Origin of the sequence: Cognatundibacterium griseum (assembly GCF_014284195.1) — a bacterium.
Taxonomy (GTDB): domain Bacteria; phylum Pseudomonadota; class Gammaproteobacteria; order Burkholderiales; family Burkholderiaceae_D; genus Undibacterium; species Undibacterium griseum.
Map to the genome: position 1 here is coordinate 260,385 of NZ_JACOGC010000001.1, position 12,383 is coordinate 272,767.

A 12,383-nucleotide genomic window follows, 5' to 3' on the forward strand; every position below is an offset into this window, starting at 1 on the left:
GATGGCTTCTTTAACAGGCTCAGGCGCCACGGTAGTGCATGCTCAGTCCTGGCGCCGCAACAGCGAACCATCATAAGCGATATGTCCTACGATTTCAGTGAAGTAAATTCAACAATGCAAAAATATGTCGACCGGGAAATCCTGGCCGGCGTATCGACAGCCGTGCTGGCGGGGCGGGAGCTGGTACATCTGCATTGCAGCGGCTGGGCCGACCGCGAAAACGGCATTGCCTTGCGCGAGGATCATCTGTTCCGGGTGTTTTCCAACACCAAACTGGTGACTTCGATGGCCATTTTGTTGCTGATGGAAGACGGGCGGCTGGGGCTGGACGACCCGGTCGAGGACTATCTGCCGCAACTCGGGCGACGGCGCGTGCTGCGGCAGGGGGCCACCAGTCTCGACGATACCGAGCCGGCCCGCTCGTCCATCACCATCCGTCAACTGCTGAATCACACCTCGGGCCTGAGCTACGGCCTGTTGGATCATGGCAGCCTGATGTACAAAGCCTATAACGAACGCAAAGTGCTCAACGCCTTTCAGACGCTGGCGGAAATGATTAATGTGCTGGAAGAATTACCGCTGAGTTTTCATCCCGGCGAAGCCTGGGAATATTCGATTGCCAGCGATGTGCTGGCGCGGGTAGTGGAAGTGGCCAGCGGGCGGAATTTCGAGCAGTTCATCCGGCTGCGCATCTTCAATCCGCTGGGCATGGACGATACCGGATTTTATGTTCCCGAACGTGATCTGGGCAGGCTGACAGCCTACTACGGCGGCAGCGATCCGGCGAATGTGTTGCAGCGGGGCTTGCGCAGACTGGACAAATCGCCTTATCCCGGCGCATTCACGATGCCGGTGGCCCGCTTATCGGGCGGCGGCGGGCTGGTGTCGAGTCTGCACGACATGCTGGCGCTGATGCGCAGTCTGATGCCGGGCGGCGACACGATCATGAAACCGGAGACGATTGATCTGATGATGCAGAATCATCTGCCGCATGGCATGGGAATTCGCTTTCCCGGTGTCGGCGATGTGCCGGGCAAAGGGTTTGGCTTGGGTGGCGCGGTGACTTTGCATGCGTCATCCATTGACCCTCCCGGTTCGGAAGGAGAATTTGAATGGGGCGGCATTGCCGGAACACACTGGTGGATTTCTCCGCGCCACAATATTGCCGGCATCCTGATGACGCAGCGGCTGATGAGTTTTTGGCATCCGTTTTCGTTTGACTTCAAGCGCCAGGCTTACGCCGCGCTGGGCATCCGCTGAGCAGCGCGCCAGCCCGCCTGCGCAGGCAGACTTCATGTAGCTGACATTTTTCTGGATTATGATCCTGTCAGAAATGCATGATTTTTTAATAGGGGAAAATTTTGAACGGACCTTTATTCAGTAGATCTTCTTTTGCTGCCGTCGCCTTGGTGGCTGCGGGTGTGTTGAGCGGTTGCAGCACGACAGCGCCGGAACTGGCAGGGAAAAACCAGCTGCCGGCCGTGGCGTTACAGAATCCTTCCGCCTTGCTGGACACCTGGGTGGTATTGGGCGAGCAGGGGCAGCCGGTGGCGCGCGCCGTGACAAGCGCTGCCGAATGCCCGGTATTGCTGCAGGATGGCACAGCGGACAGCATGCAGGTGCGTGCCCGCCCTGAAACGATTGCCCAGCGCAAGACAGCCAGCAGCCCGGATAATTCCAAGCCATCGGCATTCCCGGTAATGGTATGCGAAGCGCCGCTGAAACCGGGTATCAGCCACGCCAGCATCGCTGGCCGCGAACTGGCCGTGCCGAAGGCGACAGTGCAGAAAATCGTGGTCATCGGCGATACCGGCTGCCGGATGAAACTGGCTGACAATTACTTCCAGTCCTGTAATGACAGCGACAAGTGGGCTTTCCGCCGCATGGTACAGGCAGCCGCCCAGACGCATCCCGATCTGGTGATCCATGTCGGTGACTATCATTACCGTGAAAATGCCTGCCCTGACGGCAATCCGGCTTGCGCCGGCAGCCCGTGGGGATATGGCTGGGATACCTGGAAAGCCGATTTCTTTGATCCGGCAAAAGCCTTGTTGCAGGTTGCACCCTGGGTGATGGTGCGCGGCAACCATGAGTCCTGCCTGCGTGCCGGGCAGGGCTGGTGGCGCTTGCTGGACCCGCGTCCTTTGCAGGCGGGCCGCGATTGCAATCTGGCGGAGAATGACCAGAAAGGCGATTACAGCGCACCCTATGCGGTGCCGCTGGGCAAAGTCGGGAATGAAGCTGCGCAGCTGATCGTGTTTGATTCTTCCAAAGTGCCGAATAAAGTGCTGGCCAAAGAGGATGTTCCTTACCGGACGTATATGGAGCAGTTCAAAACCGTGAATGCGCTGGCAGCCAAAGCGGATTTTAATATTTTCATGAATCACCATCCTATCCTCGGTTTTGGTGTGGAAAAGAAAAAAGACGGTCAGCTGTCTGTCTGGCCGGGCAATGCCGCTCTGCAGGACGTGTTGCAGAATCTGAATGCGATGCAGCTGTTTCCTTCTCAGGTGCAGGCCACCTTGTCCGGCCATGTTCATCTGTTTGAGGCACTGACTTTTTCCAGCGGTCACCCGACGCAGTTTGTCTCCGGCAATGGCGGTTCCTCGCTGGATATGCCATTACCGGCAACTGCCGTGACGGGAAAAACACCGTATAGCGCAGCTGCACTGGAGCATTTCAGCAATTCCAACGACGTGGGTTTCATGACGATGGAGCGTGAGCTGCAGTCGTGGAAGATTCAGGCATGGAATACGCAAGGCAAGCTGATCACCGAATGCCGCATGCAAAACCGAAAAACCGTCTGCCGGGCGGTGAATTCTTAACCTGTGTGCGATAAAACAACAGAGCAGGGGGGAATATGCCCCTGCTTTGTAACGTTGTGTAGAAAGCATATCAATTCATTATCTTGTCATATCGTCTTCCTAGACTTTCCATTTTTCTTACCCAGTTAATAAATGGAAGGCAAGGCAATGAAGCGTAATAAGCAAGCGTTTGCTCGGAACATGATTTCCGCCCACGTGCTGATGGCATTGACTCTGATGGCACATCAGAATGTGCATGCCCAGACCGTGGCCCAAAATGAGACTGCCGCATCCGACTCCGCACTCGATGCGGAAGCGATCAAGTCCAAAGTCGTGATCAGCGGCTCCTCTGTGGGTAATCGTGCACCGGTGCAGAACTCGCTGAAAGCGACGCAGCCACAATCCATCATTACTGCGACCTTCATCGAACAATCCGTCACTGATCTGGCGGATTACAACGCGGTGGCGCGGATTGCCCCGAGTGTCGGTTCCGGTGTTTCCGCCAACGGACCTGGCCTGTCTGAAACCAAGGTCACGCTGCGCGGCTTCCAGGATGGCGAATACAACATGACGTATGACGGCATCCCTTTTGGTGACACCAATGATCCTTCGCATCACTCCACCTCTTATTTCCCGGCCCGCATTATCGGCGGTATGGTGATTGAGCGTGGTCCTGGCAACGCCAGCAATCTGGGCCAGGCAACCTTCGGCGGATCGATCAATCTGTTTTCCAAAGAGTTGTCGCAGGATTTCCATTTCACACCGTATTCCACCTTCGGTTCATGGAATACCCGCATGTATGGTGCGCAGATCGACAGCGGTATGCTCCAGAACTACGGCAACGCCATGATGATGTTCAATGCCTCGCGCATGACGACTGACGGTTACCTGACTTACAGCAGCGTGACGGAAGACAATTATCAGTTCAAACTGCAGCGCCGTCTGGGAACCGATACGACAGTCACCGTATTCTCGACCTACAACAAGATCAACAGCTACACGCCGGATAAGGCTGGTGTCACGATGAGCCAGATGGCGCAGTTCGGTAAAAATTATGCGCTGAACAACGATCCGACCAGTCAGAATTATTACGGTTATAACTTTAACTATAAGACCACGGATTTTGACTACATTCGTCTGCAGTCCAAGCTGGCAGGCTGGAATCTGGATAACACGTTGTATACCTATGCTTACAACAACGACACCTATTCCGGTCAGGATGCCAGCGGTGCGACGGCCAACGGCACCAAAGCGGGTCCTGCCGGTAACAAGGATGTGCCGGGTTATAACAAGCTCAATTCCTATCGCGTTACCGGCGATATTCTGAAAGCCACGAACCAGCTGAGCGCCGGCCTGCTGCGCGCCGGCGTCTGGCTGGAAAGCGCCAACACCAACCGTCATACCTACGACATCGACTGGACGCTGGGTGTGCCGAACCCGAAAGAAGCGACTGCACCGAAAAGCGTTTCTTACGACCAGCGTTCATCCTGGAAGCAGTATCAGCCTTTCGTGGAATTTGAATGGGCAGCAACCAAGGATCTCACAATCACGCCAGGTCTGAAGTACAGCCATTTCACACGCCAGCTGGATGCGACTGTGAACCAGGGCACGCGTATTCCGACCAGTGCCGAGCAGACGTACACATCGACGCTGCCATTCCTGACGGCCAATTACAGCATCAATCAGGAAATGTCCGCTTACGCGCAGATTGCCAGGGGTTTCCTGGTGCCGAATCTGTCCATGTTCTACGTGAATAATCCTTCACTGAGCGCACCGAAACCACAGACTTCAAACAACTACCAGATCGGTGTGGTGCACCAGGCGCGCAACCTGACATTTGATGCCGATGTGTACTACATCGACTTTGACAACAAGATTGCTTCTACCGGCACCGGTAACGATCTGGTGTACTACAACCAGGGCGGTGTTATCTACAAAGGTCTGGAAGCGGCAGTCACTTATTATCTGGGCAGCGGTTTTTCCGTACACGCAAATGGCTCAGTCAACAGTGCAAAAGCCAAGGATACTGGTCTGCAGATCGCCAAAGCGCCTGACAGCACCGCTGCACTCGGGCTGTTGTATAAAGCAAATGGTCTGTACGGTTCGCTGATAGCGAAAAATGTCGGCAATCAGTATGCGAAGGATGGCGAGCCAGCGGCTTACAAAATCCCGGCGTATATGACAACGGATCTGACAGTCGGCTATCGCTGGAAAAACCTGGGCACACTGGTCAAAAACCTCAAAACCCAGGTTGGCATTAATAACCTGTTCGACAAGCAGGATGTGACATCGATCTCTGCCAGCAGCAAAGGCACTGCCTTTGATCAGTACACCTTCCAGCCAGCACGCAGCTGGAGCGTCTCGGTCAGCGCTGATTTCTGATCACGCTTTTATCCGTCAGCAAAAACGGCATGCCTGTTGGCATGCCGTTTTTTTTCAGAAGCTGTATTTATTTAGCCACGGATTTGTAAGATAAAGTGAAATTCTCTGGTAGCTGCGATAGGCCTGATTTACTGTGAAATCATCGGTATATGAAACGTTTTGTATCAGGCAATCTCGTACGGCGCCCCATTTTTAACGGGTTGCTGTTGCACGATTGACCGTTCACCAGTGGCGGATTCCAGACCGGAATAGCGGATTTTCTGAAGGTTTACTCGAAAAATGATGCTTTGAGGAAAAACTTTGCAGGAATAAAATGAAGAAACTTTCAAGGAGATAGCATGAAATTAAAACCTTTTATGGCCTTATTGGCAATGTCTGCGGCGGTGTCTGGTGCCTGGGCGGATGACAGTTCAAATATCACCATCAGCGGTTTTGGTACGGCTGCCCTGACCCGGACCAATACGTCGGACGCGGAATTTGCCCGTCCCAACCAGCTGGCCGGTGTCACGACGGATGCGAAAACCGGCGTTGATTCCAATTTCGGTATTCAGGTGACTGCCAAAGCCAACGACTGGCTGTCTTTCACCGGGCAGGGGCTGGTACGCAAGAACGTGACCGATAACTTCGGTGCCGAGCTGGCATGGGCGTTTGCCAAAGCCAAAGTGAATGACAGCCTGAGCCTGCGTCTGGGACGCGTCGGTCTGCCGGTGTATATGATTTCTGATTACCGTAATGTCGGTTATGCCAACACTATGCTGCGTCCGCCGGTTGAAATGTATACCCAGGTGATTCTGGAAAGCGTTGATGGCATCGACGGTATTTATCAGACGGCTGTCGGCGAAACGAATATTACTGCCCAGTTGTCTTACGGCGTCACCGATTCTGACAGCCGTTCTTCCTACACGGCGAAATTCAAAAAACTGTCCAGCCTGAACGTGGTGCTGGAAAATGGCCCGCTGACGCTGCGTTTTGGTCGTGTCGATACCAATGTCACAGTCGATAATTCCGCCAATCTGAATCTGCTGGTCGGCGGTCTGCGCAAGTACGGCTATAACGCCGCTGCGGACAGCATTGCTGTGCAGGATACCAAGGCTTCATTTACATCGGTTGGCCTGGGTCTGGATTATAAAAACATCGTGGTACAGGCTGAGTACGGCAAGCGTAAATCCGCTAGCCTGGCGATTCCCGAAACATCGTCCTGGTACACCATGTTCGGCTACCGCATGGGTGCCTTCCTCCCGTATGTCGTGCATGCATCCGCCAAGCAGGACAGCCCGCGCACCGTGGCCGGTACGCCAACCGCAGGGCCTTTGCTGGCGTATACCTATGGTGCGAATGCCCTGGCATCGGCTTCACCGATCCAGACCAGCAACAGCCTGGGCGTACGCTGGGACTTCCACAAATCTGCTGCACTGAAATTACAGTTCGACCGCATGTCTCCTGAAAATGGTCCGGGTACGTTTATTAATGCCAAGCCGAACTTTGCCGGTTCTGTGAATGTATTTGCCGCAGCGGTCGATTTTGTATTCTGAGGAGTGAGGAATGAATAACATGTTGCAACGTATCGTACTGGCAGGCTCCATGCTGGCGTTGGCAGCCAGTGTCAGCGCGGCTGAGATTGTGGTGATTGTGAATCCTGCTAACCCGGCAACCGCGATGACAGCTGCGCAGGCATCCCAGTTTTTCCTGGGTAAATCCACCATGTTCACACCTGTGGATCAGGCAGAAAGCGCATCGATCCGGGCGGAGTTTTATAAAAAAGTCAGCGACAAGGATTTGTCTGAAGTCAAAGCGATCTGGTCCAAGCTGGTCTTTACCGGTAAGGCAGCTGCGCCGAAGGAATTGCATTCCAGTGCCGAAGTGAAAAAGGCCGTGGCCGGGAATCCGACCGGCATCGGCTATATTGAAAAATCTGCCGTTGATTCCAGCGTGAAAGTGGTGACAACACTGCCGTAATGCGATCATCAGTGCTGCGTTACAGCAGTGAGCGCGAAGTTCAGGGAAAAGGAAAGCAGATGATTTGCTTTCCTTTTTTTGTATCTGGCTTGCGTTCGTTCCGGTGCAGGCAAATCATCGCAAGACCGATCTTTTCAGTTGGAATGATTTAATCCGTAGTATATTGATTGTCAGGTTTTCGTTGTAATGGCAGGTTCTCAGATACGCGGAGTTTGCCGGCGATATACCGCAATTCGTCAGGCTGTTCTCGCCTGAGCAAGTCGGTGCGCTCTGTCTGCTGTCTTTTGTGCTCCTGCATCCCTGTTATCCGTGTCATCAGCGTTTCATGATTTCCGTTCATCTTGGTCAGTATTATCTGCATTCATCCGGAGTCTGCTATGAAGTTTTTTCATGATCTGAAGATAGGCGTCAAATTGTTGACGGGTTTTGCTGCCTTGTTGTTCCTGACGGCACTGATCGGGATTTTTTCCATGATTGAACTGGCGCGGGTGAATGCCTCCGCAACCAATCTGGGAGCCAACTGGATGCCCAGTGTGAAAGCCACCATGGCTGTGAAGGAGCGGGTTTCCCGCATCCGTTCTCAGGAAGCACAGATGGTATATGCGGAAAATCCGGAAGAGGTGGAAAAATATATCAGCCGTACCAAAGAAGCGATTGCCGGTTTAAAAGAAAACGAAGCGGAGTACGAAAAACTCATCAGCGAGCCTGCAGAACGCGCTTTGTATGGCGATTACCGGAAACTGATTACGGAATACCTGCAGATTACCGACAAAATGATGGCTGAAGTACGTGCCGGCAATGGCGCGGAAGCCGTCACCATGCTGCGCACCGATTCGTCCAGGGTGAACAGCAAAATGCGGGATCTGGTCGATCAGTTGGTAAAGGTGAATACCGAGGGCGGACAAAAGGCTTATCAGGACAGCATAGACACGTATAACCGCTCACGGATTCTGATCAGCAGCGCGCTGGTTGTCAGCATTGTGCTGGGGCTGCTGCTGGCATTCTGGATTTCCCAGCTGGTATCTGCCCCGCTGCGTCATGCAGTGAAGGTGGCGCAGACGGTGGCGGCGGGTGATCTGACCAGCCAGATCACGGTGCGCAGCAAGGATGAAACCGGTATGTTGCTGCAGGCATTGAAAGACATGAATGAAAGTCTGCTCAAGGTCGTGAGCGAGGTGCGTCATGGCACGGAGGAAATCCGGCATGCCTCCACCGAGATTGCGCATGGCAATATGGATTTATCCAACCGCACAGAAACACAGGCCAGTTCACTCGAGGAGACTGCATCGTCAATGGAGCAGATCACTTCGACCATCCATCAGAGTGCCGATAATGCGCGGCAGGCAAATCAGCTTTCACATTCCGCATCAGAAGTCGCGCAGCGCGGCGGTAATGTGGTGGCGCAGGTGGTGGACACCATGGGCTCGATCAATGAATCATCGCGCAAGATCGTCGATATTATCGCGGTCATCGACGGCATTGCATTCCAGACCAATATTCTTGCCTTAAATGCCGCCGTGGAGGCAGCCCGTGCCGGTGAACAGGGACGCGGATTTGCGGTGGTCGCATCCGAGGTGCGCAATCTGGCACAACGTTCAGCCGGTGCGGCAAAAGAGATCAAAGAGCTGATCAATGATTCGGTTGAAAAGGTCGCACAAGGCTCCCGGCTGGTGGATCAGGCAGGCAGCACCATGACGGAAGTCGTGGAAAGCGTGAAGCGGGTCAGTGACATCATCAGCGAAATCACGGCTGCCGGTCTGGAGCAGAGTGCGGGCATCGCCCAGATCAATGATGCGGTCACCGAAATGGATACCCTGACGCAGCAAAACGCCGCGCTGGTGGAAGAGGCGGCCGCTGCTGCGGCATCGTTGCAGGAGCAGGCCGAGCATCTGAGCGATGTGGTCAGCGTGTTCCGGCTGCAGGCAGGTGGCGGCGCGACAGTTGCGCCGGCTCCGGTCAGTGCAGCCGCCCGCGCGGTGCCTTCATTACCCCGTGCAGCCGCCAAGACCAATACGCCAAAGCCAGTGCAGAAATCAGGCGGCGCGACACCTGAGCGACCTGCCAAAAAAACTGCTGCAACGAACGAAACCGGTGACTGGGAAGAATTCTGAATTCAGGTCGCAGTCACCGGGTGGCAAGAAAAAAGCAGGGGGAAATGTCACTCCCCCTGCTTTTACTTTTTGGGCTGGCACACAGGCAGGCTGTGTCTGTCCTGGATTGCATCAGCAGACAATGCTGCGTGCGCCATTGCTTCAGCCCAGTTCGCTTTGCCGGACGATGGTGTGGGAAATCAGGCCGTATTCTTTGGCTTCCTCGGCACTCATCCAGTAGTCGCGGTCGATATCATTCGTGACCCGTTCCAGGCTCTGGCCGGATTCTTTGGCGATCAGTGCCGAGATGCGTTCACGTACTTTCACGATTTCCCGCGCCTGAATCGCAATGTCAGTGGCCTGTCCGCCGCAGCCACCGCTGGGTTGATGAATCAGGAAACGGGTGTTCGGCAGACAGACGCGGCGTTCTTTCGGTACCGACAGAAAGACGTTGACCGCAGCGCTGCCCACCCAGCCTGTGCCGACCATATTCACCGGAACATCGATGAATTTGATCATGTCGTGAATGACGTCACCAGATTCCACGTGGCCGCCGGGTGACGATACCAGAATGGTGATCGGATCGGCGGATTCTGCCGCCAGCGCGATCAGGCGTTTGCTGACTTCAGCTGCCAGCTTGTCGTTAATCGTGCCAAACACGAGCACCGTGCGGGACTGAAATGCTTTTTCTTCCAGAAAACTGCTGCGGTTTGTGTCGTTGTTGTCTTTATCGTCTGCCATGAAATATCTTTTTCGATAGGTTGAATGAAAACTGCTGGGTATGAGTAAATCTCTGCCTGACCATGTCCGGTTTAAATGGCTGCCTGACTGCCTTTTTTCAAGTAGGTTTCTGCCAGCCTGACCCAGTAAGTGGCGCCGAGCGGTAATAAATCGTCATTGAAATCATAACTGGGATTGTGCAGGTTGCAGGGTCCGAGACCATGTCCGGCTGCGCGGTGATCACCGTCACCATTGCCGATAAATACGTAACACCCCGGCTTATGCTGCAGCATGAAAGCGAAATCCTCCGCGCCCATGGTCGGTTCAACGGCAGCATTGACCTGCTCATCCGTGAATATGCTGCGCAATACACCGACTGCAAAATCGGTTTCTCTGGCATGGTTAATCAGCGGCGGGTAATTCCGTTTGAATTCGAAAGTCACCGTGGAATCAAAGGCCGCGGCCGTATGTTCTGCAATGGAACGCATGCGCTCTTCAATCATGTCCAGTACAGCAGTGCTGAAAGTGCGTACCGTACCGACCAGGCGGGCATCATCAGGGATCACATTGGTGGCGCTGCCCGCATGAATCTGGGTAACGGACAGGACGGCGGAGTCCAGCGGACTGGTGTTGCGGCTGATGATGGTCTGCCAGCTCTGTGCAATCTGAACTGCCGTCATGACCGGATCATGGCCTTTTTGGGGCTGGGCTGCGTGTGCGCCTTTGCCGTGCACCGTCACAAAAAATTCGTTGGAAGATGCCATCATCGGGCCGGCAGTCACACCGAAACTGCCGACCGGAATGCCCGGCCAGTTATGCATGCCGAAAACCGCATCCATCGGGTATTGCGTAAACAGGCCGTCATCCATCATTGCGCGAGCGCCGCCGCCACCTTCTTCTGCGGGCTGGAAGATCAGGTACACCGTGCCATCGAAATCGCGGTGCTGCGCCAGGTAACGGGCTGCGCCAAGCAGCATCGCCGTGTGACCGTCATGTCCGCAGGCGTGCATTTTCCCTTCATGGCGGGAAGCGTGGGCAAAGGTATTGATTTCCTGCATTGGCAAAGCATCCATGTCGGCGCGCAGGCCGATTGCCCGGTTGCTGTCGCCTTGGCGAATAATGCCCAGTACGCCCGTACCACCCAGTCCGCGCACGACTTCGATACCCCAGGCTTCTAACTGGCGCGCGACGACATCGGATGTCCGGTGTTCTTCGTAACACAGTTCTGGATGGGCGTGGATATCACGCCGGATTTGCTGGATTTCGTGCTGAAATTGAATAATCGGATCAATAAGTTTCATGCTGGTCTCCATATCGCGTGCAGCCTGTGCCGGTTGACAGGCATCATCCTGGTCGTCAGACAGACGGGCGATGTATGCTCGATATATTCTGATGGGCGGTACAGTGACCGCCGCTGCTGCTTTGTAGGGATAAGATACCAGATTCCTTGCCTGTCCGGCGTATTCGTCGGTTATGGCAGAGGGCAGCAAGGAAACAGCAGGGCGGATGGCGTGCCGAGAGTTGCATAATACAAAGATATTTCGATTGATAATGTCTGGTATACAAAAAAGAAAGCAGCTTTTTTTGCTGCGATGCAGTAAAGTTACACCTGTCTCCTCCAACACCTCCTAAGGTTTGGATTTAACCCGCAACCGCAAGGTCGCGGGTTTTTTTTGCCTTGAGCAATAGCGTGGCTTAGCGCGGCTCAGATGAGTGTATTAATGGCAATGCACATAAAATGCGTTAATCAGATATTTGTTTTGTGAATGGTTGATATGCAAAAATAGTCGTTGGCGTATTTGTTGCGCTGCGATATAGTTACACCTGTCTCCTCCAACACCTCCTAAGGTTTGGATTTAAGCCCGCAAAACTGCGGGCTATTTTTTTGCCCGGAATTTTAGCGTGCCTGCAGTACCCAACTGCCATCCAGCGCGACCTCTTCGCAATTATTTCCCTGCCCCATACGGTCCATCACCAGAAAATCGCTGACGCTGTGCAGCGCGATCAAAGGGTGGTGCCAGACACCTTTGCCATAATTCACGCCTTGCCAGCCGCGTGCGATAAAGGCACGCATTTGCTGAGGTTCGAATTCTCCTGCAGGCGCAACCACGATCAGATAAGCGTGTTCCGGGTCGGTACTCAGCGGTACAAAAGCCTGGCTGCCGAGCGGGTGGCGTTCCATGATGGTGACCGGGAGCGGCAGGCGGCGTGGCTGAGCGCGGAACACGCTCAGGATGGTTTGTCCGCCTTCACTCTGGGTGTCGGCACACGCGAGGGCATGATAGCGTTCGGTGGTGCCCTGGTTGATCGGATAATGGCGCGCACCTTCCAGCATCATGACTTCGCCGTAAGGGGCAAAGGCTGTGCGGCTCAGGGGTTCGGGGATGAGTTGTGGCATCGCGGGCTCCGCTTCATTCTGGCGCTGGGCAGC

Annotated in this window: 9 protein-coding genes; 6 read left to right on the forward strand and 3 right to left on the reverse strand. The window is 54.4% G+C overall.

Going from position 1 to position 12,383, the window contains the following annotated elements:
- Positions 1-81 precede the first annotated feature (81 nt).
- From H8K27_RS01040 to H8K27_RS01065, 6 genes are all read left to right on the forward strand, one after another.
- Positions 82-1,260 carry a serine hydrolase domain-containing protein gene (locus H8K27_RS01040; protein ID WP_222610559.1) on the forward strand — a complete coding sequence of 393 codons (1,179 nt, stop codon included), beginning with the start codon at positions 82-84 and terminating at the stop codon, positions 1,258-1,260.
- Positions 1,261-1,361: 101 nt separating this feature from the next.
- Complete coding sequence (locus H8K27_RS01045; protein WP_186861384.1) at positions 1,362-2,825, forward strand: metallophosphoesterase family protein; 1,464 nt, start codon at positions 1,362-1,364, stop codon at positions 2,823-2,825.
- A gap of 147 nt (positions 2,826-2,972) precedes the next feature.
- The gene (locus H8K27_RS01050; RefSeq protein ID WP_186861385.1) at positions 2,973-5,186 is read left to right on the forward strand and encodes a TonB-dependent receptor; all 2,214 of its coding nucleotides are present in this window, start codon (positions 2,973-2,975) and stop codon (positions 5,184-5,186) included.
- Between the two features lie 338 nt (positions 5,187-5,524).
- Entirely contained in the window at positions 5,525-6,718 is a 1,194-nt protein-coding gene (locus tag H8K27_RS01055) for a hypothetical protein (protein WP_186861386.1), read from the forward strand.
- 19 nt (positions 6,719-6,737) lie between these two features.
- Positions 6,738-7,142 carry a type 2 periplasmic-binding domain-containing protein gene (locus H8K27_RS01060; protein ID WP_408058413.1) on the forward strand — a complete coding sequence of 135 codons (405 nt, stop codon included), beginning with the start codon at positions 6,738-6,740 and terminating at the stop codon, positions 7,140-7,142.
- A gap of 377 nt (positions 7,143-7,519) precedes the next feature.
- On the forward strand, positions 7,520-9,253 hold the full coding sequence (locus tag H8K27_RS01065; RefSeq protein WP_186861388.1) for a methyl-accepting chemotaxis protein: 1,734 nt from the start codon (positions 7,520-7,522) through the stop codon (positions 9,251-9,253).
- Between the two features lie 141 nt (positions 9,254-9,394).
- On the opposite strand, the gene H8K27_RS01070 is transcribed toward H8K27_RS01065, so the two are convergent.
- The 3 genes from H8K27_RS01070 to H8K27_RS01080 form a co-directional block, all read right to left on the reverse strand.
- Positions 9,395-9,973 carry an ATP-dependent Clp protease proteolytic subunit gene (locus H8K27_RS01070; RefSeq protein WP_186861389.1) on the reverse strand — a complete coding sequence of 193 codons (579 nt, stop codon included), beginning with the start codon at positions 9,971-9,973 and terminating at the stop codon, positions 9,395-9,397.
- Between the two features lie 71 nt (positions 9,974-10,044).
- Positions 10,045-11,253, reverse strand: a complete 1,209-nt coding sequence (locus H8K27_RS01075; protein WP_186861390.1) for a M20 aminoacylase family protein — start codon at positions 11,251-11,253, stop codon at positions 10,045-10,047.
- Between the two features lie 596 nt (positions 11,254-11,849).
- Positions 11,850-12,350, reverse strand: a complete 501-nt coding sequence (locus H8K27_RS01080) for an ureidoglycolate lyase (RefSeq protein WP_186861391.1) — start codon at positions 12,348-12,350, stop codon at positions 11,850-11,852.
- Positions 12,351-12,383 lie beyond the last annotated feature (33 nt).

Coding starts and splice junctions, on each gene's coding strand:
- H8K27_RS01040 (WP_222610559.1), top strand. CDS start 82: ATGTCCTACGATTTCAGTGAAGTAAATTCAACAATGCAAAAATATGTC.
- H8K27_RS01050 (WP_186861385.1), top strand. CDS start 2,973: ATGAAGCGTAATAAGCAAGCGTTTGCTCGGAACATGATTTCCGCCCAC.
- H8K27_RS01055 (WP_186861386.1), top strand. CDS start 5,525: ATGAAATTAAAACCTTTTATGGCCTTATTGGCAATGTCTGCGGCGGTG.
- H8K27_RS01060 (WP_408058413.1), top strand. CDS start 6,738: ATGTTGCAACGTATCGTACTGGCAGGCTCCATGCTGGCGTTGGCAGCC.
- H8K27_RS01065 (WP_186861388.1), top strand. CDS start 7,520: ATGAAGTTTTTTCATGATCTGAAGATAGGCGTCAAATTGTTGACGGGT.
- H8K27_RS01070 (WP_186861389.1), bottom strand. CDS start 9,973: ATGGCAGACGATAAAGACAACAACGACACAAACCGCAGCAGTTTTCTG.
- H8K27_RS01075 (WP_186861390.1), bottom strand. CDS start 11,253: ATGAAACTTATTGATCCGATTATTCAATTTCAGCACGAAATCCAGCAA.
- H8K27_RS01080 (WP_186861391.1), bottom strand. CDS start 12,350: ATGCCACAACTCATCCCCGAACCCCTGAGCCGCACAGCCTTTGCCCCT.